Genomic DNA, 25523 nt, shown 5'->3' with positions numbered 1-25523 from the left:
CCCGTTCAGTCCTCGTGGCCGAGCTGGAGATCGCGTTCGGTGCGTCCGCCGCCCGCGACCTGGAGGACGGTGGCGACGGGCGGATAGCCCGCCGCGATGACCGTGTACTCCCCCGAGGACAGATCCACGAAGCGGAAGGTGCCGTCGGGGCCCGTGGTCAGGGTGTCGACCACGTTGCCGGCCGCGTCGAGGAGCGTCACCCGCGCGTCCACGACCGGCCGGGCGCCGCCCGCGCGCACCGTGCCGCGCAGCATCGCGCCGCCCGCCAGCTCGATGTCCTGCCGGGTCTCGCGGGAGGCCTGCACGCTCACCGGCAGCGCGGCGGGCCGGAAGGCGGGGGCGCTCCCGGCCAGGGTGTACTCGCCGGCCACCAGCTCCGTGATGACGTAGTCGCCCTCGCGCCCGCTGCGCGTGGAGGCGACGACGTCTCCGCGTACGTCGGTGAGGGTGACCGCCGCGTCCCGTACGGGAGTTCCGTCGGCGGTCACCACGGTGCCGGCCAGCCGGCCCGCGCCGCCGAGGACCACGTCGAGCTCCACCGGCCGTTCGCCGACGGTGACGGAGACGGCCTGCGGCTGATGTCCACCGGCGGCCGCGATCAGGACGTACGAGCCGGGGCCGGGGGCGCTCAGCGCGTAGCGCCCGTCCTCGCCGCTGCCGCCGCGGCCGATCTGCTGCCCCTGGACGTCGATGAGGGTGAGGGCCGCGCGCGGGACACGGCTGCCGTCGTGGTGCTGGACGGTTCCGCAGACCGGGAGGCCCGCGGTGTACGCGGCCGGGGCGGGGGCGCCCGCCGCGCGGGCCCGGGGGACGGCGGTGGGGGCCTCGGTGGTGGGGGTGTGGTGGGACACCAGCGGTTTCTCCTTGAGGAAGAAGGCGAGGACGAGGCCGAGCACGAGGACCGGCACGAGGTAGAGGAAGATCCGCGGCATCGCGTCCGCGTACGCCTGGATGTAGGCGTCGCGCAGCACGGGCGGGAGGGCGTGCACCGCCTGCGGAGTGATCGATTCGACGGCGGGCAGCGGGGTCCCCGCCGTACGGGGCAGGGAGTCGGCGAGGGCGTCGTCGAGCCGGGCGGCGAAGAGGGTGCCGAAGACGGCGGCGCCGACGCTGCCGCCGATCTGGCGGAAGTAGTTGTGGGCGCTGGTGGCGGTGCCGAGGTCGGTGGGGCGTACGGAGTTCTGCACGGCGAGGATCAGGACCGGCATGACCAGGCCGATGCCGAGTCCGAGCACGGCCTGCCAGATGCTGTGGTGCAGGCGCGGGGTGTCCGTCCCCATCCGGGAGAGCAGCCACATGCCGACGACGGAGACGGCGCCCCCGAGGACCGGGTAGACCTTGTAGTGGCCGGTGCGGGTGATGAGCTGTCCCGAGACGACCGAGGCGAGGACGATCCCGCCCATCAGGGGCAGCATGAGAAGGCCGGACTCGGTGGCTGTGGCGCCCTCTACCATCTGGAGGAAGGTCGGCAGATAGCCGGCGGCGCCGAAGAGCGCGATGCCGACCACCGCGCCGACGAGGCTCGTGACCGTGAAGACCGAGTCGCGGAACAGCCGTAGAGGAATGAGGGGTTCGGGCGCGAAGTGCTCGACCACGAGGAAGAGCAGGGTTGTTGCGGCGGCTCCGCAGCCGAGGCCGATGACGACCTCGGAGTCCCAGTCGTACGCGGTCCCGCCCCAACTGGTCAGCAGCACAAGGCAGGTGGAGGCGGCGGCGAGCAGGATCGAGCCGAGGACGTCGAGCCTGGCCCGTGTGCGCGGCTTGGGGAGCTTGAGCACCACGGCGACGACGGCGAGGGTGACGAGCCCGAAGGGGACGTTGAAGTAGAAGCACCAGCGCCAGGAGACGTGGTCGGTGAAGAAGCCGCCGAGCAGCGGGCCGGCGACGGAGGCGAGGCCGAAGGCCGCACCCATGAGGCCCATGTAGCGGCCGCGCTCCCGGGCGGGGACGATGTCCGCGATGATCGCCTGGACGCCGATCATCAAGCCGCCCGCGCCGACACCCTGGACGGCACGGAAGGCGATGAGCTCGTCCATGGACCGTGACCAGCCGGCCAGGGCGGAGCCGACGACGAAGACCACGATGGCGAAGAGGAAGACGCCCTTGCGGCCGAAGAGGTCGCCGAGTTTGCCGTAGATCGGCAGACCGATGGTGGCGGTGAGCAGATAGGCAGTGATCGCCCAGGACATCCGGTCCAGGCCCTGGAGTTCACCGACGATCTTCGGCAGGGCGGTGGCGACGATCATCTGCTCCAGCGCGGCGAGCAGCAGCGCGAGCATGAGCCCGAAGAAGACGAGCCGGACACGACGGGGGTCGAGGGCGGCTTCCCCGTCGGCGGGCGGCGGTGGCCGGTCGAAGGGCGGACCGTCCTCGACGAGCGGTACGTCGTCCTTCACCGGCGTGATCGCACCCACGTGCTGCTCCCCTCGTCACGACGTCAGCGCCGCGCCATTCTTCGCATCGGGCGCGAAGCGGGGGCAAGTCGGACGGTACGGGAGGCCGATGGGGTCGGCGGTGCCGAACAGCCCTGCACGGGGTGGCACTTGGGGCGCTCATCAGCGCGTTTACGAATGCCCCCGCGCCCCCTCGGCGCACGGGGCGCTCTTGTGGGGGCGGCGGGGAAACCACTCGAATCGGTGACCGAGGAGGCGTTACTTCTCCACCTCGGTGGCCAGGTTGGCCAGTACGGCGTCGTAGATGCGGCCGAGCCCCTTGGGCGCGAAGGTCTTTTCGAAGAATCCACCGATGCCTCCGGCGCCGTTCCACACGGTGGAGACGACGACCTTGGACTTCCCCTCGCCCGCGGGCGTCACGGTCCAGGTGGTGACCATGGAGGAGTTGCGGTCCTTCTCGACGAGCTGTCCTCCCCCATAGCCTGCGGCATGGGCGGGGCCCCCAGTGGGCTCGGTGACCTCCAGGAGGCAGTCGCGGATGCGCTTGCTGGTGGCCTGGAGCTTCCAGTGGACGAGGGTTCCCTCGCCGTCGCCGCCCTCGCGCACCTCGTACTCGCTGAAGTGCTCCGGCAGCAGCTTCGCGCGCGTGCCGCTGTAGTCGGCCAGAGCGTCGAACACCTTCTCCGGGTCCGCCGAGATGATCCGCTCCGTCGTGGCCTCGACCTGCGCCATTGCACTTCCTCCAACACGTGGTTCTTCAGGGGTGTGGCGCCCAGCCAACCACCTGGGCCCGAGCCCCCCAAATCCGGGTTGCAACGATCAAGGGAACACGTGTTCTATTCTGTGCGCACGGCTGAGGACACGGCTACCGAGGAGGCGTCCATGCGCTGGGACAATCTGGGCGACAATCCCGCCACCGCCGCGGAGACGGCCCTGTTCGGTACGGACGCGGTCACCACCCGCACGTTCGACACGCCCGAGTTCCGCGGAATCACCTTCCACGAGGTGCGGGCCCGCTCGATCGTGAACCGGGTGCCCGGCGCCTCACGGATGCCGTTCGAATGGACGGTCAACCCGTACCGGGGCTGCACGCACGCGTGCGTGTACTGCTTCGCCCGCAAGACCCACAGCTATCTGGACCTGGACACCGGCCTCGGCTTCGACTCGCAGATCGTGGTGAAGATCAACGCACCGGAGCTGCTGCGCCGCCAGCTCGCCTCCCGCCGCTGGCAGGGCGCCCACATCGCGATGGGCACCAACGTCGACTGCTACCAGCGGGCCGAAGGGCGCTATCGCCTGATGCCGGGGATCATCGCGGCCCTGCGCGACCACGCCAACCCCTTCTCCATCCTCACCAAGGGGACGCTGATCCTGCGCGACCTCGACCTGATCGTCCAGGCGGCCGAGGTGACCGAGGTCGGCATCTCCGTCTCCGTCGGCTTCACCGACCGGGAGCTGTGGCGCACGGTCGAGCCCGGCACGCCCTCCCCCCAGCGGCGCCTCGACGTCGTACGGACGCTCGGCGAGCACGGCATCGGCTGCGGGGTGCTGATGGCCCCGGTCGTCCCCTTCCTCGGCGACCGCCCCGAGCAGCTGCGCGACACGGTGCGCGCCATCGCCGAGGCCGGCGCGACCTCCGTGACCCCGCTCGTGCTGCATCTGAGGCCGGGCGCCCGCGAGTGGTTCTTCACCTGGCTGCGGCAGCACCACCCGCATCTGGTGGGGCGGTACGAGCGGATGTACGCGGACGGGGCCTACGCACCGACCTGGTACCAGCGACGGATCACCCGTCAGGTGCACGAATTCGCCGCCGAGTTCGGGATCGGGCCCTCCCGTCGGGGAGCGCCGCGCCGGATTCCCGTACCGGAGGAGCCGGCGCTCGCGGGGGCTCCCGAACAGCTCACCTTCCTCTGACTGTTCCTCTGTTCGGGTCAACTCTGAGCGGAACAGGTCCTTCCGGGTACCGATCGGGGCACGGACGCCCTATGACCACACGCGCAGGAATGCTGATCGCCACTGGGGCACTGGTCGCAGGGACGGTCACCGCCCTGCCCGCGTCCGCGACGCCCCGCCCCGAGCCGACCCCCCGTCCCATCGCGCCGCTCCTGTGGAGCGACTGCGCCACCAAGGCGTATCCCAAGCTCCAGTGCGCCACGCTCAAGGTGCCGCTGAACCACGACGACCCGGCCGGCCGGTCGATCAGCCTGGCCCTGACCCGGGTCGCGCACACCGTGAAGGACGCCAAGGAGTACCAGGGTCCGCTGCTCGTCAACCCGGGAGGACCGGGCGGCAGCGGACGGACCATGGCCGGGTTCGTGGCCGCCTCGCTGCCCGCGAAGGTGGCGGCGCAGTACGACGTCATCGGCTTCGACCCGCGCGGGGTCGGCAAGAGCGAGCCCGCGCTCGACTGCAAGCCCGGCCACTTCGACCCTGTGCGGCCGGACTCCGTGCCGCTCGGCGCCGAGGGCGAGCGGACGGGCGTGGAGCGGGCCCGGTCCTTCGCGACGGCCTGCGGGAAGAAGCACGGCGACGTCCTGCCGTACATCGACACGGTCAGCACGGCCCGGGACCTGGACGCGATCCGCGCGGCGCTCGGCGCGCCGCAGCTCAACTACCTGGGGTACTCCTACGGCACGTACCTCGGCGCCGTGTACGCGCGGCTGTACCCGGATCGGGTGCGCCGCCTCGTACTGGACTCTGTCGTCAATCCGCAGGGCGTCTGGTACGAGGACAACATCGCGCAGGACTACGCCTTCGACACCCGCCACAAGGACTTCATGGCATGGGTGGCCCGCCAGAACGCCACGTACAAGCTGGGCACGGATCCGGCGGCGGTGGAGGCGGCCTGGTACGGGATGCGGGAAGCGCTGGGGAAGAGCCCGGCGGGCGGCAAGGTCGGTCCGGGCGAGCTGGAGGACACCTTCCTGCCGGGCGGGTACTACGACGGCTACTGGCCGAGCCTGGCGGCGGCGTTCTCGTCGTACGTCAACGACAAGGACGCGGTCCCGCTGACCCGGACGTACGAGGCCTACGGGGCGGCTGACGCGGCGGCCGACAACGGCTACTCGGTCTACACGAGCGTGCAGTGCCGGGACGCCAAGTGGCCGCGGGACTGGAACACCTGGCGCACGGACAACTGGGACGTGCACGCCAAGGCGCCCTTCGCCACCTGGAACAACGCCTGGTACAACGCTCCGTGCGCGTTCTGGCCGGTGGACTCGCTCACTCCGCCCGACGTCGCCAACGACGAGGTGGGGCCGGTACTGATCCTCCAGGCCTCGAACGACGCGGCGACCCCGTACGAGGGCGGTGTGGCCCTGCACCGGATGGTGCGCGGCTCCAGTCTGGTGGTCGAGGAGGGCGGCGGGAACCACGGGGTGTCGCTGGCGGGCAACGCGTGCATGGACGAGCACCTGGCGACGTATCTCGCCACGGGACGGGTGCCGCGCGGCGACGGCCAGGCGGAGGCGGACGCGGTCTGCGAAGCGCTCCCGGAGCCGAAGCCGGAGCCGATGAAGGCCACCTCGTCCCGTAGCGGATCCGCGCGACCCGACACGAAGGGCGGCACGGTGCTGCACGGCCTCCTCGGCCACGTGCGCTGAGACACCCCCTCGGTCGGGGCCCTGTCAGTGGCGTGCGCGAGGATGTCGGGCATGACGACGCACCTCACCCACGTCCCCGCTCCCGAGGGGATCGCCCCCAGCCCCCAGTACAGCCACGTCGTGTGGGGCACCGGCCGGTTCGTCGCGATATCCGGCCAGTGCTCCCTCGACGCTGCCGGGGCGGTGGTCGGGGTGGACGACGCCGGGGCGCAGGCCCGTCAGGTCTTCGCGAACCTGCGCCGCTGCCTGGCCGCGGCGGGCGCGGGGTTCGAGGACGTGGTGAAGCTGACGTACTTCGTCACCGACGTCGCCCATCTGCCCGCGGTCCGGACGGCGCGGGACGAGGCCTTCGGCACGGCCCCGCTTCCCGCGAGTTCGGCGGTTCAGGTCGCCGCCCTGGTCCGCCCGGAACTCCTGATCGAGATCGAGGCCTTCGCCCTGGTCCCGGAGAGCGTCGCGGGCTAGCCGGCGAGCCGGGCGAGCGCTTCCGCGGCCGCCCGGCCGAGTCGGGGGTGCGGCAGGGCGGCCTCGATCGCCGACAGGGCGCGCGGGTCGCCGAGGGCGCCGAGTCCCTCGACGCAGGCGATGCCGACCCGCCAGTGCGGGTCGTCTGCCGCCAGGCGGCGTTCGAGGACGGCGAGGAGGGCCGGCAGGGACTCGGGGGCGCGCAGGTCGGCGAGCAGCCGGACCGGCAACAGGGCGTAGGCGACGCGGAGTTCGTTGGTGGCGAGGGCGGCGGCCGCCCGTGCGGTGCGCGGGTCGCCAAGACGTGTCAGGGCGTAGGCGGCGGAGACGCAGCGCTCCGGGTCGCGGTGGTTGAGGAGCAGGACCAGGGCTTCGAAGGCGCGCGGATCGCCGGCGAGGCCGAGCCGGAAGGCGGCGATCTCGCGGGCCCAGAGGGGCTGGCCGGGTGCGGTCAGCACGCGGGCGAACTCCTCGGGATCGTCGGTGGCGACGAGTTCTTCGAATGGCTTTCGATCGACTTCCGCGCCGTGGTGGATCTCGTCCCGCAATCGATCGATCATCGAGCAGAATTCGGGGTCCTGGGCGATATCCATGGCCGTCAGCGTATCCGCGATCCAGATCACATTTTCCGAACTCCCGGGGACTGGCGCGCTCGTTACTCGCCGGTTAATCTCAGGTGGGCGGGTCACCCCCCGCACACTCACAACGGCCTGGTGACGCAGCCGTCGTGAGATCGAGTTTGTCGGTTCGGCAGTTTTCGATGTGACTCCGGGACAGAGTCCGTCGCCTTTTCCACGCGATCTCTTCGCGCTTCCGTCGCGGACTTCTCGCGCTTTCCGTTCGCGATCCGTTCGCGCCCGCATTGCCGCCTTCAGTCGTCACTCTTCCCTCCCTGGAGTCCCCTGATGGACACCCCTCTCTCCACCATCGCCGTGATCGGTCTCGGCACGATGGGCACGGGCATCGCCGATGTCCTCGCCCGGGCCGGCCGTGAGGTCATCGGCGTCGACATCAGCGAAGCCGCCGCCACCCAGGCCGTCGCCGCCCTGGAGGCCTCCACCGCCCGCGCGGTGACCCGTGAGCGGATCACGGAGGAGGAGCGGCAGGACGTCCTCGCCCGCTTCCGTACCTTCTCCGACCTCCAGGCCGCGGCGGACGCCGACCTCGTGATCGAGGTCGTCCCCGAGTCGTACGAGGCCAAGCAGGAGGTCTTCCGGGCCCTGGACGCCATCGTCCGCCCCGACGCGATCATCGCCACCGGGACCAACGCGCTCTCCGTGACGCGGCTGGCCGCCGACTCGGCGCACCCCGAGCGCGTGCTCGGCCTGCACTTCTTCACCCCGGTCCAGGCGATGAAGCTGGTGGAGATCGTCTCCTCCGTCCTCACCGCCCCGCAGGCCGTCGAGGCCGTCACCGCCCTCGCGCACGACCTCGGCAAGGAGCCGGTCGCCGTCGGCGACCGTCCCGGTTTCGTCGCCGACGGGCTGCTCTTCGGCTACCTCAACCAGGCCGCCGCCATGTACGAGGCCAAGTACGCCTCCCGCGAGGACATCGACGCCGCCATGAAGCTCGGCTGCGGTCTTCCGATGGGCCCGCTGGCACTGCTCGACCTGATCGGCGTCGACACCGCCCGTACGGTCCTGGAGGCGATGTACAGCGAGTCGCGCGACCGGCTGCACGCCCCCGCCCCGATCCTCAAGCAGCTCAGCGAGGCCGGTCTGACGGGCCGCAAGTCGGGCCGCGGCTTCTACACGTACGACGCCCCGGGCTCGGCCACCGTGGTCCGCGACGCGCTCACCCCGCTGGAGAGCGCGGCCACCGCCGAGGGCCGTGAGGTCCGCTCGGTCGGCGTCGCCGGCTCCGGCACCATGGCCTCCGGCATCGCCGAGGTCTTCGCCAAGGCGGGTTACACGGTCGTGCTGGCCGCCCGATCCCAGGAGAAGGCCGACACCGCCAAGGCCCGGATCGCGAAGTCCCTCGCCCGTTCGGTCGACAAGGGCCGGATGACCGGTGAGGCCCGGGACGAGACGCTGGCCCTGATCACCCCGGCCGGTTCGCTCGACGCCTTCGCCGAGGTCGACCTGGCCGTCGAGGCGGTCGCCGAGGACCTGACGATCAAGCAGGAGCTGTTCGCGCGGCTCGACAAGATCTGCAAGCCCGGCGCGGTGCTCGCCACCACGACCTCCTCGCTGCCGGTCGTCGCCTGCGCCCGCGCCACCTCGCGCCCGCAGGACGTCATCGGGATGCACTTCTTCAACCCGGCGCCCGCGATGAAGCTGGTGGAGATCGTCCGTACGGTCCTGACCGCCGACGACGTCCACGCCACGGTCCGCGAGGTCACGGCGAAGATCAGGAAGCACCCGGTGGACTGCGGCGACCGCGCCGGCTTCATCGTGAACGCGCTGCTCTTCCCGTACCTGAACAACGCGATCAAGATGGTCCAGGAGCACTACGCGACGCTGGACGACATCGACGCCGCCATGAAGCTGGGCGGCGGCTACCCGATGGGTCCGTTCGAGCTCCTCGACGTCGTCGGCCTCGATGTCTCCCTCGCCATCGAGCAGGTGCTGCACCGCGAGTTCCGCGACCCGGGCCTGGCCCCGGCGCCGCTCCTGGAGCACCTGGTGGCGGCCGGCTGCCTGGGCCGCAAGACGGGGCGCGGCTTCCGCGAATATGCCCGACGCTGAGCCCTACGCGGGCTGGGGAGGGTTGCTGAGTCCCGGGGGTGCCTCCGGCACCCCGGGCGACCCTCCCCCACCTGGGCACACTCCCGCGCTGATGCAGTACGTTCAGGACATGTCCAAGGCCGCGAAGTCACCCCGTGCCACGTCCACGTCCCCGTCGTCCTCCGACACGCAGGAGAGCCCGGCGGGCACCCGCGCGGCCGCGCAGCGGCTGAAGATGCGCCGAGAGCTGGCGGCGGCGGCCATGGAGCTCTTCGCCACCAAGGGGTACGAGGCCACGACGGTCGACGAGATCGCCGCCCAGGCCGGGGTCGCGCGCCGGACCTTCTTCCGCCACTTCCGCTCCAAGGAAGAGGCGATCTTCCCCGACCACGACGACACCCTGGTGCGGGCGGAGGCGGTGCTGAACGCCGCACCGCCGCACGAGCACCCGCTGGACACGGTCTGCCGGGGCATCAAGGAAGTCATGAAGATGTACGCGGGGTCCCCTGCGGTCTCCGTGGAGCGCTACCGGCTCACCCGTGAGGTGCCGACCCTGCGGGAGCGCGAGATCGCCTCGGTGGCCCGCTACGAGCGGCTGTTCACCCGCTACCTGCTGGGCCATTTCGACGAGCGCGACCACCACGACGGCAACGACGACCCGCTGCTGGCCGAGGTGGCCGCCTCCGCGGTCGTCACCGCCCACAACCACGTGCTGCGCCGCTGGCTGCGTGCGGGCGGCCAGGGCGACGTGGAGGCCCAGCTGGACCACGCCTTCGCGATCGTGCGGGAGACCTTCGGTACGGGCATAGGCGCCCGTCCGGCCGCGGCTCCGCAGGCGCAGCCGGCCCCCACGGGTCCCGCGGGCCCCGCGGCCGTGGCATCCACCGAGGGGGACGTGGTGGTCGCCGTGGCCCGTACGGACGCTCCGCTGGACGAGGTCATGCGCACGATCCAGCAGGCGCTGAGGAAGAACTGACGACGCACCGACCCCGTCCCACGACGAAGGCCGCCCCTCATTCCGGGGCGGCCTTCGTCCGTTCCCCGGCCGTCACCTTCGTCCGTTTTCGACCCCCGGCTCGATCGATCATCGCTCATGTGTGACCAGGGGATTGCATCTGAGTGAAATTGTTGGCACGCAGTGCCTTGTCAGGTGACACGCCGTGCCATACGTTGATGTTGTCCGGGCGGCCGGCGCGCAGAGATCAGCTCGTGCGTCGGCTGTCCCCACAAGCGATTGTGCGCCCGGACGCCTGCGTCACAGGCAACCCTCAGCGCCGTACCCGGCGCAGCCACCGCACCACCCCGCCGAACCGACGGCACACCTCCACAGCAGCACTCCAAGACGTAACCCTCAGCGCGTCCCCCTCAGACGCCGCACCGCCGGAGGCACCCCGTGAAGGACATCCTGGACGCGATCCAGTCCCCGGACTCCACGTCCTCGGACTTCGCCAACATCAAGCTCCCCGAGTCGTACCGCGCCGTGACCGTCCACAAGGACGAGGCCGAGATGTTCAACGGCCTCGCGAGCCGCGACAAGGACCCGCGCAAGTCGCTCCACCTCGACGACGTGCCGCTCCCCGAGCTCGGCCCGGGCGAGGCCCTGGTCGCCGTCATGGCCAGCTCCGTGAACTACAACTCCGTCTGGACCTCGATATTCGAGCCGGTGTCCACCTTCAGCTTCCTGGAGCGCTACGGACGCCTGTCGGAGCTCAGCAAGCGCCATGACCTGCCGTACCACATCATCGGCTCCGACCTCGCGGGCGTCGTGCTGCGCACCGGCCCCGGCGTGAACGCCTGGAACCCCGGTGACGAGGTCGTCGCCCACTGCCTCTCGGTCGAGCTGGAGTCCTCGGACGGCCACAACGACACGATGCTCGACCCCGAGCAGCGCATCTGGGGCTTCGAGACCAACTTCGGCGGGCTGGCGGAGATCGCCCTCGTCAAGTCCAACCAGCTCATGCCGAAGCCGGACCACCTGAGCTGGGAGGAGGCCGCCTCCCCCGGCCTGGTGAACTCCACCGCGTACCGCCAGCTGGTCTCCCGCAACGGCGCCGGCATGAAGCAGGGCGACAACGTCCTGATCTGGGGCGCCAGCGGCGGCCTCGGCTCGTACGCCACCCAGTTCGCGCTGGCCGGCGGCGCCAACCCGATCTGTGTCGTCTCCTCCCCCGAGAAGGCCGACATCTGCCGGGCGATGGGCGCGGAGGCGGTCATCGACCGCAACGCCGAGGGCTACAAGTTCTGGAAGGACGAGCACACCCAGGACCCGAAGGAGTGGAAGCGCTTCGGCAAGCGCATCCGCGAGCTGACCGGCGGCGAGGACATCGACATCGTCTTCGAGCACCCCGGCCGGGAGACCTTCGGCGCGAGCGTCTACGTCACCCGCAAGGGCGGCACCATCACCACCTGCGCCTCCACCTCGGGCTACATGCACGAGTACGACAACCGCTACCTGTGGATGTCGCTGAAGCGGATCATCGGCTCGCACTTCGCCAACTACCGCGAGGCGTGGGAGGCCAACCGCCTGATCGCCAAGGGCAAGATCCACCCGACGCTCTCCAAGGTCTACTCCCTGGAGGAGACCGGACAGGCCGCCTACGACGTCCACCGCAACCTGCACCAGGGCAAGGTCGGCGTTCTCGCCCTCGCCCCGCAGGAGGGCCTGGGCGTGCGCGACCCGGAGATGCGCGCGAAGCACATCGACGCCATCAACCGCTTCCGTAACATCTGATCCCGGGACCGTACATGACTGAGCGTCAGACTGCGCCTGCGGCTGAGGGCGCGCCGGAGTCGAGAGAGACGAAGGCAAGGGAGCGAAGCGACCGCGGGCTGAGGAACGTCGACGCCGGCACCGAGCGCACTCAGCCGCAGGCGCGGAAGGAAAAGGACCGGCCGTGGCTCATGCGGACGTACGCCGGTCACTCGACCGCCGAGGCGTCCAACGAGCTGTACCGGCGCAACCTCGCCAAGGGTCAGACCGGCCTCTCGGTCGCGTTCGACCTGCCGACGCAGACCGGCTACGACCCCGACCACATCCTCGCCCGCGGCGAGGTCGGTCGGGTCGGTGTCCCGGTCTCGCACCTCGGTGACATGCGCCGGCTGTTCCAGGACATCCCCCTGGAGCAGATGAACACCTCGATGACCATCAACGCCACGGCGATGTGGCTCCTGGCGCTCTACCAGGTGGTCGCGGAGGAGCAGGGCGCGGACGTCACCAGGCTCCAGGGCACCACCCAGAACGACATCGTGAAGGAGTACCTGTCGCGCGGGACGCACGTCTTCCCGCCCGGCCCGTCGCTCCGCCTCACGACGGACATGATCACCTACACGGTGAACAACATCCCGAAGTGGAACCCGATCAACATCTGCAGCTACCACCTGCAGGAGGCGGGGGCCACTCCGGTCCAGGAGATCTCGTACGCGATGTCCACCGCGATCGCGGTGCTCGACGCGGTCCGGGACTCCGGCCAGGTCCCGGCGGACCGCTTCGGCGAGGTGGTCGCCCGCATCTCGTTCTTCGTGAACGCGGGCGTCCGCTTCATCGAGGAGATGTGCAAGATGCGCGCCTTCGGCCGCATCTGGGACAAGGTCACGCGCGAGCGGTACGGCATCGAGAACGACAAGCAGCGCCGGTTCCGTTACGGCGTCCAGGTCAACTCGCTCGGCCTGACCGAGGCCCAGCCGGAGAACAACGTCCAGCGGATCGTGCTCGAGATGCTGGCCGTGACGCTCTCCAAGGACGCACGCGCGCGTGCCGTCCAGCTGCCCGCGTGGAACGAGGCGCTCGGCCTGCCCCGCCCGTGGGACCAGCAGTGGTCGCTCCGTATCCAGCAGGTGCTCGCCCACGAGTCCGACCTGCTGGAGTACGAGGACATCTTCGCCGGGTCGCACGTGATCGAGGCCAAGGTCGGCTCGCTCGTCGAGGAGTGCCTGGCCGAGATCGACCGGATCCAGGAGATGGGCGGCGCGATGGCCGCCGTCGAGTCCGGCTACCTCAAGTCGCAGCTGGTCTCCTCGCACGCCGAGCGGCGCGCCCGGATCGAGGCCGGCGACGAGAAGATCATCGGTGTCAACATCTTCCAGTCGACCGAGGAGAACCCGCTCACCGCGGACCTCGACACGGCGATCATGACGGTCGACCCGGCCAACGAGGCCAAGGTCGTCACGAAGCTCCACGAGTGGCGCGACAACCGTGACGAGAACCGCGCCCAGGAGTCGCTGGCGGCTCTCAAGGCGACGGCCGCCGGGGAGGGCAACCTGTTCGCCGCCACCCTGGAGTGCGCGCGTGCGGGCGTCACCACCGGCGAGTGGTCCTGGGCGCTTCGGGACGTCTTCGGCGAGTTCCGCGCCCCCACGGGAGTCTCCTCCGCCCCTGTGGCGGTGACGGCCGAGGCGGGCACCCCGCTGGCTCTCGTACGCGAGAAGGTGGCACGGACGGCCACGGAGCTGGGCGCGGGGCGACTGCGGCTCCTGGTCGGCAAGCCCGGCCTGGACGGGCACTCCAACGGGGCCGAGCAGATCGCGGTACGCGCGCGTGACGCCGGTTTCGAGGTGGTCTACCAGGGGATCCGGCTGACGCCCGAGCAGATCGTCAACGCGGCACTCGCCGAGGACGTGCACTGCGTGGGTCTGTCGATCCTCTCCGGCTCGCACGCCGAGCTGGTCCCGGACGTCCTCGACCGCCTCCGCGAGGCGGGGGCGAACGACGTCCCGGTCATCGTCGGCGGGATCATCCCGAACGCCGACGCCGCAGAACTGAAGCGCGCGGGTGTGGCCGCCGTCTTCACACCGAAGGACTTCGGTATCACGGAGATCATCGGCCGTATCGTCGACGAGATCCGGAAAGCGAACAAGCTCGACCCCCTGGAGGTCCCCGCATGACCAGCCCCGTGAACCGACTCCGCCCGCGTCGCTCGTGCCTGGCGGTCCCCGGCTCCAACCCCCGCTTCCTGGAGAAGGCCCAGGGGCTCGCCGCCGACCAGGTCTTCCTGGACCTGGAGGACGCCTGCGCGCCGCTCGCCAAGCCCGAGGCCCGTCACACCATCGTCAAGTTCCTGAACGAGGGCGACTGGACCGGCAAGACCCGGGTCGTGCGGGTCAACGACTGGACGACCCACTGGACGTACCGTGACGTCGTCACCGTCGTCGAGGGCGCCGGCCAGAACCTCGACTGCATCATGCTTCCGAAGGTCCAGGACGCCCAGCAGATCGTGGCGCTCGACCTCCTGCTGACGCAGATCGAGAAGACCATGGGCTTCGAGGTCGGCAAGATCGGCATCGAGGCGCAGATCGAGAACGCTCAGGGCCTGAACAACGTCAACGCGATCGCGACCGCCTCGCAGCGCGTCGAGACGATCATCTTCGGCCCGGCCGACTTCATGGCCTCCATCAACATGAAGTCCCTGGTCGTCGGCGAGCAGCCGCCCGGCTACGACGCCGACGCCTACCACTACATCCTGATGAAGATCCTGATGGCCGCCCGCGCCAACAACCTCCAGGCGATCGACGGCCCCTACCTGCAGATCCGCAACCCCGAGGGCTACCAGGCGGTCGCCCGCCGCGCCGCCGCCCTGGGCTTCGACGGCAAGTGGGTGCTCCACCCGGACCAGGTCGCCGCCGCGAACGAGATCTTCTCCCCCTCGCAGGAGGACTTCGACCACGCCGAGCTGATCCTGGACGCGTACGACTACTACACCTCCGAGGCCGGCGGCAAGAAGGGCTCGGCCATGCTCGGCGACGAGATGATCGACGAGGCCTCCCGCAAGATGGCCCTGGTCATCTCCGGCAAGGGCCGCGCCGCCGGCATGGAGCGCACCACCAAGTTCGAGATCCCGGAGGCCTGAGTCCGATGCAGTTCGGCCGCACCTACGAAGAGTTCGAGATCGGCGCCGTCTACAAGCACTGGCCCGGAAAAACGGTCACCGAGTACGACGACCACCTCTTCTGTCTGCTGACGATGAACCACCACCCGCTTCACATGGACGTGAATTACGCGGAGAACACGACGGACTTCGGCAAGAACGTCGTCGTCGGCAACTACATCTACTCGCTGCTGCTCGGCATGTCCGTGCCGGACGTCTCGGGCAAGGCGATCGCCAACCTGGAGATCGAGTCGCTGCGCCACGTCGCGCCGACCTTCCACGGCGACACCATCTACGGCGAGACCACGGTCCTCGACAAGACCCCGTCGAAGTCGAAGAACGACCGCGGCATCGTCTACGTCGAGACCAAGGGCTACAAGCAGGACGGCACGCTCGTGTGCGTCTTCCGCCGCAAGGTGATGGTCCCCACCGAGACGTACATCAAGGAGCGCGGCGGCGAGCAGCCCGGCCGCCCGGAGCTCAAGGAACAGGGGAAGTAGCCATGGCCCGACTCGCCCAGACCGCCGGGCTCACGGACGTCCAGCAGGAGATCCTCAAGACCGTCCGGGAGTTCGTCGACAAGGAGATCATCCCGGTCGCGACCGAGCTGGAGCACCGCGACGAGTACCCCCAGCAGATCGTCGACGGGCTCAAGGAGCTCGGCCTCTTCGGTCTGATGATCCCCGAGGAGTACGGGGGCCTGGGTGAGTCGCTGCTCACCTACGCGCTCTGCGTGGAGGAGATCGCCCGCGGCTGGATGTCGGTCTCCGGCATCATCAACACGCACTTCATCGTCGCGTACATGCTGAAGCAGCACGGCACCCAGGAGCAGAAGGACTACTTCCTTCCGCGTATGGCGGCCGGCGAGACGCGTGGCGCCTTCTCGATGTCGGAGCCGGGCCTCGGCTCGGACGTCTCGGCGATCACGTCCAAGGCGGTCAAGGACGGCGACGAGTACGTCCTCAACGGCCAGAAGATGTGGCTGACGAACGGCGGAACGTCAACGCTGGTCGCCGTTCTCGTCCGAAGTGACGAAGGACACCCCGAGGGCACGGCGCCCCACAAGTCGATGACGACCTTCCTCGTCGAGAAGGAGCCCGGCTTCGGAGAGGTCCGCCCCGGCCTCACGATCCCCGGGAAGATCGACAAGATGGGTTACAAGGGTGTCGACACGACCGAACTCATCATGGACGGACTGCGCATTCCGGCCAATCGGGTACTCGGCGGCACCACCGGCCGAGGGTTTTACCAAATGATGGACGGCGTCGAGGTCGGCCGCGTGAATGTCGCCGCCCGTGGCTGCGGTGTCGCACAGCGTGCCTTCGAACTGGGTGTCTCGTATGCCCAGCAACGTCACACTTTCGGCAAGGCGATCGCCCAGCACCAGGCGATTCAGTTCAAGCTCGCCGAGATGGCTACCAAGGTCGAGGCCGCTCATGCCATGATGGTGAATGCAGCGCGCAAAAAGGACTCCGGGGAACGAAACGACCTCGAAGCAGGGATGGCGAAGTACCTCGCCTCCGAATACTGCAAGGAAGTCGTCGAGGACGCCTTCCGTATCCATGGCGGATACGGGTTCTCGAAGGAGTACGAGATCGAGCGCCTCTACCGCGAGGCTCCGATGCTGCTCATCGGCGAGGGTACCGCCGAGATCCAGAAAATGATCATTGGGCGCAGGCTGCTCGAGGAGTACCGATTCCAGGGCTGATTGTCGCATTGGGGTCGGTTTGGCCGCGAAGAAGATCACACCCTGTCATCGTCTTCCGGCCGCCGACTCGGCTTCTGGCTTGCCCAGTTGCGGCCCGCAACCGATAGCATCGCCCGAAAGCCGCCGTCCCCTGTTGCCAGTGCGGCATCATCCGCTACGAAGGTCATCCATGCCCCACAGCCAAACCTCTGCACACCGCGACACCCCCAAGGGCGTACGCATCGCACGCGGAGCATCGCCGTGGCTTCTGCCGACCGTCGCCACCGCGGCGCTGAGCCTCGTGCGTGCGCGCAGGTCTCGGCGTGCCGCGGCCATCGCCGTGCCCACCACCGCCCTGGCGGCGGGCATGCTGTGGTTCTTCCGCGACCCCGAGCGCGAGATCGCTCAGGGCCGGGTCATCTCCCCCGCCGACGGTGTGGTGCAGAGCATCATGCCGTGGAAGGACGGGCGCACCCGGGTCGCCATCTTCATGAGCCCGCTGAACGTCCACGTCAACCGCGCGCCGCTCGCCGGCACGGTGACGTCCGTGGAGCACGTCCCCGGTGGGTTCGTCCCGGCGTTCAACAAGGAGAGCGAGAACAACGAGCGCGTTGTCTGGCACTTCGACACCGAGCTCGGTGACATCGAGATGGTGCAGATCGCGGGGGCCGTGGCCCGCCGCATCGTGCCGTACATCCCCCAGGGGACGAAGGTCGAGCAGGGTGAGCGCATCGGTCTGATCCGCTTCGGGTCGCGCGTTGACATCTACCTTCCGGAAGGTGTCGACGTCGCCGTCGAGGTCGGTCAGACCACGACCGCGGGGGTGACTCGCATTGACCGTGATTGATCCTGACACCAGGGCCGCCGACTGGGTCGCCGACGGCGACGCGGACGAGGCCGAAGAGGCCGAGGAGATGCCTCTGTCGTTGAGGCTGTCCATAGCGGACGCCCTCACGCTCGGTAACGCCACGTGTGGATTCATGGCGGTGTACTTCACCACCACCGGCATCCTCATCCCGCACCTCACCGGCAGCGCCGAGACCGGCATGGCGCGCAACAGCGCCGCCACCGCCGTGATCCTGATGCTCGCCGCGGCGATCTTCGACCTGTTCGACGGCATCGTGGCGCGCAAGCTGCGCTCGTCCCCGATGGGCGCCGAGCTCGACAACCTCTCGGACCTGATCAGCTTCGGTCTGGCCCCGGCCTACTTCGTACTCGTGTACGGCATGGTCACGCCCGGCGCGCAGCAGAAGGTCTCGGCGGTGGCCGCGATCGTGGTGCTGCTCGCGGTGGTGCTGCGGCTGGCGAGATTCTCGTGCGTGACCTTGAAGGACGGCATGTTCCAGGGCATGCCGAGCCCCTTCGGCGCGCTGACGGTGGTCTCGATCGTCCTGCTGGAGCTGCCGTTCATCCCGACGCTGCTCGCGATCATCGGTGTCGCCTGGCTGATGGTGAGCCGGGTCGAGTACCCCAAGCCGCGGGGTGTCCTCGCGGTGGCGATGCTCGCCTGGATCGTCGGAGCCATGGGCATGCTGGCCGCCTGGGCGTTCGACGCGCCGGGCGGACAGTTCCTGCTGCAGGCCGGTTGCGCCCTGCAGGTGGTGATGGGCGCCGTGATCCCCCTCTTCGCGACGGCCCGTCGGGTGAACACCTTCCGCGGCAACCGCCGCGAGGCGCGCCAGGCGCAGGCGGCTCAGCTGCCGTAGCGGTACGTGTACGAGGAAGGGCCCGGAGACATGGTCTCTCCGGGCCCTTCCTCGTTCTGTCGGCCGCCCAGGGAGTCCGGCAGCCGGGTCTACGCCCCTGGGCACGGCCCGGTCCACGTGTGCGGCCGCCTCGGTCGCGCCGGCGACACGGGCCCGCTCCTGGTCCGGGTCCTCTCAGGGGCGCTGGGACCAGTGGCGCCGGGGTGGACGCCGGGCGGCCCGGGGCGCTGGGACCAGTGGCGCCGGGGCGGACGCCGGGCGGCGCCCTCAAGGCCCGCGACGGGACGAACGCCAGAGCCCGCGGGAACCGGACGGCGGTCCTCGTATCCGTCGTGGCGGGACGGGCTTCGCCGACCGGCGCGGCTGACGGGCTCGGACAGCGCATCGCCCCGCCGCGCGAGCCGCGCGGCGGGGCGATGCGTACCTCTGGGGTCAGCCCACCTTCGGGGTGAAGCCCTTCGCCGCCTCCGAGACCTCCGGCTGGCGGACCGTGCGCATACCGCCGGGGACCGTCTTGTCCGGCTGGAGGATGACCGACTCGCGGGAGGACGGGGCCTTCGGGTCGCTGAAGTCGTGCGTGCCGAAGCCCGCGTCGTAGCTGTTGAGCGTCAGCAGTGCCGTGTCGATGCCCTCACGGGTGAGGTCCTTGGAGGCGCAGGCCTTCTTCAGGGCCTCGCCGAAGACGCTGGCCGCCGTCCAGCCGGCCACGATGCCGTTGTCGAGGCTGTCGCTCGGGTACGCGGCCTTGTAGTCGGCGACGAGCTTCTTCGCCGTCGGGGTGTCCGCCCCGATGGGCAGGGCCGGGGAGGCGAACCAGTACATCTTCTCCAGCGCGGGACCGGCCTGGGTGCCGAGCAGCTGCGGGGCGAAGGCCGAGTTGTTGCCGATGATCGGCACCAGGAGCTTGGTCGCCGCGGCGACACCGACCAGCGAGGCCGCCTGACGCGGGCCCGCGCTGATGACGATGCCCTTGACCCCGGCCTGCTTGAGCGCAGCCACCTGCGCCGACATGTCGTTGTCCGTGGGCTTGATCTTCTGCTCCACGACCGTGAGCCCCGCCTTCTCGGCCGCGTACTTCGAGCCGGCCAGCGCGTTCTCGCCGTAGTCGCCCTCGAAGTAGACGTGGCCGAGCTTGTCGCCCGACTTCAGCCCCTTCTCCTTGACCAGGAAGTCGACGGCGTTGATCGTCTCGACGTCGTACGTGGAGCCGAGGACGCGGATGTACGGGGAGCCGAGCAGCGAGGCCGACCAGGCCTGCGGCAGCACGAGCCCCTTGTCCTGGCCGTCGACGCGCTGCTTGACGGCGGCGACGAACGGGGAGCCGATGAACTGGGTGTACCCGACCACCTTCGGTTCCAGCTCGGTGTAGGCCGACAGGGCCTTCTGCGGGTCGTAGCCGTGGTCGCGGACCGTCAGCTCCAGCTGCCGGCCGCAGATTCCGCCGGCCGCGTTGACCTGCTTGACGTACAGCTGCTGGGCCTGCGTGACGCTCTTGCCGAGCGTGGCGTACACCCCGGTCATGTCGGTGAGCGCGCCGAGCGCGATGGTCTTGTCGGTGACGCCCTTGCCGGCCTTCACCCCGCCCGCACCGGTGCCGTTGTCGTCACCGCTCTTGGCCTTGGAGCTGCAGCCGGCGGCGGTCAGGGCGACGAGGGTGGCGAGCGCGGCGGCCGTGGTTCTGGTCGCCTGTCGTCGGTGGATCATCGTTCCTCCCCAGAGGAGTGCGAGGGTTGGGCGGTTCGCTTGGGTTTCCGGGCGGCCAGCCGGACCAGGCCACCGGGCAGGAAGAGCACCACCGCGACGACGGCGGCGCCGTAGAGATAGCGGGCTGCCTCCCCCGGTGCGATCCCGCCCGTCCCGGGGGCGGAGACCAGGGGAAGCGCGTCGCTGTACCGGTTGAGGAGCTGCGGGAGCAGGGAGACGAAGACGCCTCCGATCACCGCACCGGCGACCGAACCGAGACCGCCGATGACGATCATGGCCAGGTATTCGAGGGAGAGCATCATGCCGAAGTACTCCGGCACGGTCCGCTGGAAGACCAGCGCGAGCAGGACGCCGGCGAGCCCCGCGTACATGGACGACAGGACGAAGACGGCGGCGCGGTAGCGGGCCACGGGGATGCCCATGACGCCGGCGGCGATCCGGTGGTCCCGGATGGCGTTCATGGCGCGGCCGGGACGGCCGCGAAGGACTCCGCGGGCGAACAGGGCGCCCGCGAGGAGGAGGACGAGGCCGAGGTACCAGAGCTTCTCGGCGGAGCCGAAGGGCACCTGGGCGACAAGGAGCTCGCTGTCGTCGAAGGTGACGCCGAAGAGGCTGAGCGGAGGCACCGCGCGTCCGTTGAAACCGCCCGTGAGGTCGTGGGCGTTGAAGAGGACGTGCTGACCGATGAAGATCAGCGCGAGGGTGGCGATACCGAGGTACGCGCCGCGCAGCCGGCCCGCGATCGGGCTGAACACACCACCCGCCAGGCCCGCGAGGGCGACGGCGAGGACGGCGGCGAGCCAGCCCGGCAGGCCGAATCCGGCGAGGTCGTCCTTCCCGTCGCCGGCGAAGGCGCAGTAGCCGTAGGCGCCGACGGCGAGGAAGAAGGCGTGGCCCATGGAGAGCTGGCCGGTGGCACCGGTCAGCAGGTTGATGCCGATGGCGCCGATCGCGGCTGCCATGGCGAAGAGCCCGGCCTGGAGCCAGAAGCGGTCCAGGTAGAAGGGGAACGCGGCGAGGACGAGGCCGGCGACGGCCCATGCGTAGACGCGGGGTCGGGCGAGCGTGGCGACTCCACGGCGGGGAAGCGCGTCAGACACGGGCCAGCTCCTTCGTGCCGAAGAGTCCGGCGGGGCGGATCAGCAGCACCGCGACCATCACGAGGTACGGGGCGAGGTCGCCGATACCCCGGCCGAGGAAGGTCAGATCGCCCTGGTAGCCGGTGGCGAGGGACTCGGTGACGCCCACCAGGAGTCCGCCGACGAGGGCGCCGGTGGTGGAGTCGAGGCCGCCGAGGATCGCGGCCGGGAAGGCTTTCATCGCGGCGAACGAGGTGGTGCGCTCCAGGCCGGGGGTCGGGAAGACGGTGAGGAAGAGGGCGGCGACGGCCGCGAGTCCGCCGGCGACCGCCCAGGCGCCGAGCGAGACCCGGCCGAGCCGGATGCCCATCAGGGCCGCGGTCTCCTGGTTCTCGGCGGCGGCGCGCATGGCGACGCCCCACGAGGTGTAGCGGAAGGCCAGCAGGAACGCGGTGATGAGCAGCGCAGCGGCGAGGAAGGCGGCGATCCGGGTCTGGGCGATCGTGACCGGGCCGAAGGTGACGACGGCATCGCCCCAGGGGTCGCCGAGCGACAGGATGTCCGTACCGATGCGACGCGTCAGCTCGGTGGCCAGCAGAATGTCGACGCCGATGGTCACGATGGCGAGGACGCTGTGGTCGGAGCCGCGGTAGCGGCGCATCACAAGGAACTCGACGGCCGCCCCGACCAGGGCCGCGCCGCCGATGCCGACGAGCAGCGCCGGCCAGAAGCCGATGTCGTCATGGAGCACGGCGGTGAAGTACCCGCCGGCGAGCAGCAGGGAGGCGTGGGCGAAGTTGACGACCTCGGTGGCGCGGAAGATCACCACGAAGCCGAGGGCGATGAGGGCGTAGATGGAGCCCAACGAGACGCCGTTGAGCAGGAGTTCGGCGAAGGTGGTCACTCGGCGGTCTCCTCTCCGAGATAGGCGCGGACGACCGCCGGGTCGTTCTGTACGTCGCCGGGGGCGCCGTCGGCGATGCGACGGCCGAAGTCGAGAACGGTGACGGCGTCGGCGAGCCGCATCACCACTCCCATGTCGTGCTCGACGAGGACGATGGAGATCCCGAGGCTGTCGCGGACGCCGGCGATGACGGCGGCGGTACGTCGGCGCTCGTCGGCGGTCATACCGGCGACGGGCTCGTCGAGGAGGAGCAGCTTGGGCTCCATGCAGAGGGCGCGGGCCAGTTCGGCCAGCTTCTGCTGCCCGTACGGGAGCGATCCTGCGGGCTGGGCGAGCTGCTTCTCCAGGCCGACGAAGGCGGCGATCTCGCGAACCCGGGCACGGTGGCGGGCGTCCTCGCGGGCGGCGGAGGGCAGCCGGAGCCCGGCGGCGACGAAGCCGGTCCGGGTGAGCCGGTGGCGCCCGAGCATCAGGCTGTCCTCGACGGTGGCGCGGGGCGGCAGCGCGAGGTTCTGGAAGATACGGGCGACGCCGAGGTCCGCGATCTTGTGCGGGGGCAGGGCGGTGAGCTCGTGCTCGCCGAAGCGGACGCTGCCCGAGGTCGCCTTGTAGACCCCGGAGAGGACGTTGAAGCAGGTGGACTTGCCGGCGCCGTTGGGGCCGATGACGGCGTGGACGGTGCCGGGGCGGACGGTGAAGCCGACCGAGTCGAGGGCGGTGAGCCCGGCGAAACGGACGGTGAGGTCACGGACTTCGAGGGCGGGTACGGACACGGCGGGGGGCCGGTCCGCCTCGGCGGCTGCCTCGCCGGGGGGCGGGAGCTGGCTCATCGGTTCTCCCCACGGGACGGCATCGGGCGGGAGGCGGCGGCGCGCGGTGTGCGGCCGGCCGCGGACGGGGCGAAGGTCGTCGTCATCGGCCGCCCTCCCAGCGGGCCAGGACCGGGTGCGTGCTCGCGGCGCCCGCCGCGTCGGCGGCGGCGTCCTCGTCCACGACGCCCAGGTAGCGGCGGCGGACCTCGTCGGAGGCGGCGAGTTCGGCGGCCGGGCCGGAGAGCGTGACCTCGCCGACCTCCAGGACGTACGCCCGGGAGGCGAGGCGCAGCGCGAGCGCGGCGTTCTGCTCGACGAGCAGCACGGCCGTGCCCTGGGCGTTGATCTCGCGGATGGTGTCGGCGATCCGGGCGGCCATCAGCGGCGCGAGGCCGAGCGAGGGCTCGTCCAGGAGCAGCAGTTTCGGTGAGGCCATCAGGGCGCGCCCGACGGCGAGCATCTGCTGTTCGCCGCCGGAGAGCAGCCCGGCGCGCTGGTGGGCGCGCTCGGAGAGCACGGGGAAGAGTTCGTGGACCCGTTTCAGGGCCGCCGCCTTCGCGGCGCGGTCTCCCGGCGCGCCGAGCGCTCCCGCCCGCAGGTTGTCCTCGACGGTCATCCGGGCGAAGACCTGGCGGCCTTCCGGCACCTGGGACACCCCGGCGGCCACGATCCGGTCGGGTGCGAGCCCGCCGATCTCCCTGCCGCCGAGGCTGACGGTGCCGGAGGTGACGGCTCCGCCGTGGAACGGCAATGTGCGCGAGATGGCCCGCAGCAGCGTGGACTTGCCCGCGCCGTTGCCGCCGAGGACGGTCACGACGCTGCCCTCCGGCACGGCGAGCGACACCTGCCGCAGGGCGCGTACCGGTCCGTATCCCGCCGACAGGTCCGCCACCTCGAGGGCGAGTGCGGTACCTCCCATGGTTCCCCTTCCGTGGGCCCGTTCAGTGGCGCTCACCCCAACACCGCGTGGGGCCGTGCGTCCACGTGCGGCGGCCGAAACGCTGCCGGTGACCAGCGGGCGCGGCGGTGGGTTGTGCACGCGCACAACACCGCGTGTCAGGGGCCTGTCGGGAAGGGGTGCGGGGTGGCATCCTCCGGGCATGGGACGGCGCAGACCGCGGACCGGCGATGACTGGAAGCTGCTGGCAGAGGCGTGCACGGCGCTTCTGGAGCGGCTGCCCGAGCTGGTGGACGAGCATCTGAGGGAGTTGCACGCGTACGAGCCGGCGTACGGCCGGATCGTGCCGTACGACCAGCACTGGCAGGAGGCCCATGAGGCGATGCGGATCGGGATCGAGATGATCTCGGCGCCCCGGGACTCGCCGCGGCGGGACCTGGAGCACGCGGACGAGATGGGGCGGCGGCGGGCCGAGCAGGGGATGCCGGTGGAGCTGGTGGTGCACGCGTACCGGCACGCCGGGCATCTGGTCTGGGACGCGCTGATCGAGGACGCGTCGGCGTTCCCGCCGAGGCTGGCCGCGCTGACGCAGTCGGCGACGATCGTGTGGTCGGCGGTGGACGCGCAGGCGGACACCGCGTCGGAGGCGTACCGGTCGACGGAGCTCGAGCTGCGACGCCGTACGGACGAGCAGCTGCAGGCGCTCCTGGACGCCCTGCTTCAGGGGCAGCGCTCGCCGGAGGTGACCTCACGGGCGGCGGCGGGCCTGGACCTGCCGGAGCACGGGCGGTACGCGGTGGTGGTCCTGCGCCACGACCGCCGGGAGGTGCCGGAGCCGTTCCACCGGCGGGTGCAGGGGGCGGGGGTGCGGTTCCTGTGGCGGATGGGGGCGGACTGCGAGTTCGGTGTGGTGTCGCTGGCGGAGGGCACGGGTCTGGACGCGCTGTCGGAGCTCCTGGACGGTCGCTGTCCGGGGCCCGGCGGGATCAGCCCGGTGGTCACCGGCCTGTCGGAGCTGGGCCGCGCGCGGCGCCTCGCCGAGCTGGCGCTGCGCACCTGTCCGCCCGGCTCCCACCAGGTCGTGCGGCTGGACCGCCGGATGGGCGGGGCGCTGGTGGTGGGCCAGCCGGAGCTGGCCGGGCTGCTGGTCACGGACGTGCTGGGCGCCTTGCTGGAACTGGATCCGGCGGACCGGGCGGTCCTGCTGGAGACCCTGGACGTCTGGCTGGACTGCGAGGGGTCGGCGGGGCGGGCGGCGGGTCGTCTGTACTGCCACCGCAATACGGTCTTCAACCGCCTCCGCCGGCTGGAACAACTGACGTCGCGGTCGTTGTCCCGTCCGCGGGACCTCACGGAGATGACCTTGGCGCTGGACGCGTTCCGGCTGACGGCGACGGGGTGAGGGGCGGGGCGGACTCCCCCACCCGCCCCTCCCCGAAACCCTGCCGGGGGCGTGTTGGGGTCGATGTGGGGGCTACGCCCCCACACCCCTGAGAACGGCGGCTTCGCGCCGCGGGGAGCGGGGGGCCGAGGTTGGCTTGCCGCCGTCGGCACCGCCCCGGGCACGCCCCGCAGGGCGCCGGACGCCCGAGGCGGCTCGGCACCATCGGCAACGCACACCGGCCCCCGCGGGCCAGGGGCGCGCAGTCACCGCGCCGCCCCAGGCGCGGTACGGCTCCGGGCACGCACCCGCAGGGCCCCGACGGCTTCGCGCCGCAGGGCGCCGGACGCCCGAGGCGGCTCGGC

Annotated in this window: 21 protein-coding genes; 13 read left to right on the top strand and 8 right to left on the bottom strand. The window is 70.6% G+C overall.

Annotated features, from left to right (window positions below; translation table 11 throughout):
- Positions 1 to 5 precede the first annotated feature (5 nt).
- Both ACZ561_RS12475 and ACZ561_RS12470 read right to left on the bottom strand, forming a co-directional pair.
- On the bottom strand, positions 6 to 2414 hold the full coding sequence (locus ACZ561_RS12475) for an MFS transporter (RefSeq protein ID WP_470993130.1): 2409 nt from the start codon (positions 2412 to 2414) through the stop codon (positions 6 to 8).
- 237 nt (positions 2415 to 2651) lie between these two features.
- Entirely contained in the window at positions 2652 to 3125 is a 474-nt protein-coding gene (locus ACZ561_RS12470) for an SRPBCC family protein (RefSeq protein WP_470993127.1), read from the bottom strand.
- Between the two features lie 150 nt (positions 3126 to 3275).
- On the opposite strand from ACZ561_RS12470, the gene ACZ561_RS12465 reads away from it, so the two are divergent.
- The 3 genes from ACZ561_RS12465 to ACZ561_RS12455 all read left to right on the top strand — a co-directional run bounded on the left by ACZ561_RS12465 (position 3276) and on the right by ACZ561_RS12455 (position 6460).
- On the top strand, positions 3276 to 4307 hold the full coding sequence (locus ACZ561_RS12465; RefSeq protein ID WP_470993124.1) for an Rv2578c family radical SAM protein: 1032 nt from the start codon (positions 3276 to 3278) through the stop codon (positions 4305 to 4307).
- A 71-nt stretch (positions 4308 to 4378) separates the two neighbouring features.
- The gene (locus tag ACZ561_RS12460) at positions 4379 to 5995 is read left to right on the top strand and encodes an alpha/beta hydrolase (protein WP_470993121.1); all 1617 of its coding nucleotides are present in this window, start codon (positions 4379 to 4381) and stop codon (positions 5993 to 5995) included.
- Positions 5996 to 6046: 51 nt separating this feature from the next.
- On the top strand, positions 6047 to 6460 hold the full coding sequence (locus ACZ561_RS12455; RefSeq protein ID WP_470993118.1) for a RidA family protein: 414 nt from the start codon (positions 6047 to 6049) through the stop codon (positions 6458 to 6460).
- Here ACZ561_RS12455 and ACZ561_RS12450 read toward each other — a convergent pair.
- A complete protein-coding gene (locus ACZ561_RS12450) occupies positions 6457 to 7053 on the bottom strand; it encodes a HEAT repeat domain-containing protein (RefSeq protein WP_470993115.1) in 597 nt (198 codons plus the stop codon). The two genes, ACZ561_RS12455 and ACZ561_RS12450, sit on opposite strands and share 4 nt — an antisense overlap.
- Positions 7054 to 7365: 312 nt before the next feature.
- On the opposite strand from ACZ561_RS12450, the gene ACZ561_RS12445 reads away from it, so the two are divergent.
- The 9 genes from ACZ561_RS12445 to pssA all read left to right on the top strand — a co-directional run bounded on the left by ACZ561_RS12445 (position 7366) and on the right by pssA (position 18380).
- Positions 7366 to 9147, top strand: a complete 1782-nt coding sequence (locus ACZ561_RS12445; RefSeq protein WP_376430638.1) for a 3-hydroxyacyl-CoA dehydrogenase family protein — start codon at positions 7366 to 7368, stop codon at positions 9145 to 9147.
- 109 nt (positions 9148 to 9256) lie between these two features.
- Positions 9257 to 10102 carry a TetR family transcriptional regulator gene (locus tag ACZ561_RS12440; RefSeq protein ID WP_470993112.1) on the top strand — a complete coding sequence of 282 codons (846 nt, stop codon included), beginning with the start codon at positions 9257 to 9259 and terminating at the stop codon, positions 10100 to 10102.
- Between the two features lie 417 nt (positions 10103 to 10519).
- Entirely contained in the window at positions 10520 to 11857 is a 1338-nt protein-coding gene (gene ccrA, locus ACZ561_RS12435; RefSeq protein ID WP_376430640.1) for a crotonyl-CoA carboxylase/reductase, read from the top strand.
- A 14-nt stretch (positions 11858 to 11871) separates the two neighbouring features.
- The gene (locus ACZ561_RS12430; protein WP_470993109.1) at positions 11872 to 14007 is read left to right on the top strand and encodes a protein meaA; all 2136 of its coding nucleotides are present in this window, start codon (positions 11872 to 11874) and stop codon (positions 14005 to 14007) included.
- A complete protein-coding gene (locus ACZ561_RS12425; RefSeq protein WP_260226713.1) occupies positions 14004 to 14969 on the top strand; it encodes an HpcH/HpaI aldolase/citrate lyase family protein in 966 nt (321 codons plus the stop codon). The genes ACZ561_RS12430 and ACZ561_RS12425 overlap by 4 nt, the downstream gene beginning before the upstream one ends.
- A 5-nt stretch (positions 14970 to 14974) precedes the next feature.
- On the top strand, positions 14975 to 15487 hold the full coding sequence (locus ACZ561_RS12420) for a MaoC family dehydratase (protein ID WP_329114003.1): 513 nt from the start codon (positions 14975 to 14977) through the stop codon (positions 15485 to 15487).
- A 2-nt stretch (positions 15488 to 15489) separates the two neighbouring features.
- Positions 15490 to 16695: an acyl-CoA dehydrogenase family protein gene (locus tag ACZ561_RS12415; RefSeq protein ID WP_329114005.1), complete on the top strand. Its 1206-nt coding sequence runs from the start codon at positions 15490 to 15492 to the stop codon at positions 16693 to 16695.
- Between the two features lie 169 nt (positions 16696 to 16864).
- Positions 16865 to 17521, top strand: coding sequence for a phosphatidylserine decarboxylase (locus ACZ561_RS12410; protein WP_362355995.1), 657 nt, complete (start codon positions 16865 to 16867; stop codon positions 17519 to 17521).
- Positions 17514 to 18380: a CDP-diacylglycerol--serine O-phosphatidyltransferase gene (gene pssA, locus ACZ561_RS12405; RefSeq protein ID WP_470994399.1), complete on the top strand. Its 867-nt coding sequence runs from the start codon at positions 17514 to 17516 to the stop codon at positions 18378 to 18380. The genes ACZ561_RS12410 and pssA overlap by 8 nt, the downstream gene beginning before the upstream one ends.
- Before the next feature lie 432 nt (positions 18381 to 18812).
- On the opposite strand, the gene ACZ561_RS12400 is transcribed toward pssA, so the two are convergent.
- The 5 genes from ACZ561_RS12400 to ACZ561_RS12380 form a co-directional block, all read right to left on the bottom strand.
- A complete protein-coding gene (locus ACZ561_RS12400; protein ID WP_470993105.1) occupies positions 18813 to 20084 on the bottom strand; it encodes an ABC transporter substrate-binding protein in 1272 nt (423 codons plus the stop codon).
- Positions 20081 to 21184 carry a branched-chain amino acid ABC transporter permease gene (locus ACZ561_RS12395; RefSeq protein WP_376430644.1) on the bottom strand — a complete coding sequence of 368 codons (1104 nt, stop codon included), beginning with the start codon at positions 21182 to 21184 and terminating at the stop codon, positions 20081 to 20083. The genes ACZ561_RS12400 and ACZ561_RS12395 overlap by 4 nt, the downstream gene beginning before the upstream one ends.
- Positions 21177 to 22067: a branched-chain amino acid ABC transporter permease gene (locus ACZ561_RS12390; protein WP_329114013.1), complete on the bottom strand. Its 891-nt coding sequence runs from the start codon at positions 22065 to 22067 to the stop codon at positions 21177 to 21179. Before ACZ561_RS12390 ends, ACZ561_RS12395 begins: the two co-directional genes overlap by 8 nt.
- Complete coding sequence (locus tag ACZ561_RS12385) at positions 22064 to 22897, bottom strand: ABC transporter ATP-binding protein (RefSeq protein WP_470993102.1); 834 nt, start codon at positions 22895 to 22897, stop codon at positions 22064 to 22066. Before ACZ561_RS12385 ends, ACZ561_RS12390 begins: the two co-directional genes overlap by 4 nt.
- 82 nt (positions 22898 to 22979) lie before the next feature.
- Positions 22980 to 23798 (bottom strand): ABC transporter ATP-binding protein, encoded by an 819-nt coding sequence (locus tag ACZ561_RS12380; RefSeq protein ID WP_470993099.1) that lies wholly within the window; start codon positions 23796 to 23798, stop codon positions 22980 to 22982.
- A gap of 181 nt (positions 23799 to 23979) precedes the next feature.
- On the opposite strand from ACZ561_RS12380, the gene ACZ561_RS12375 reads away from it, so the two are divergent.
- Positions 23980 to 25179, top strand: a complete 1200-nt coding sequence (locus ACZ561_RS12375; protein ID WP_470993096.1) for a PucR family transcriptional regulator — start codon at positions 23980 to 23982, stop codon at positions 25177 to 25179.
- Positions 25180 to 25523: the final 344 nt, after the last annotated feature.

This window comes from Streptomyces sp. NPDC039609 (assembly GCF_055596705.1).
This window is presented reverse-complemented; position numbering and strand designations above follow the sequence as displayed.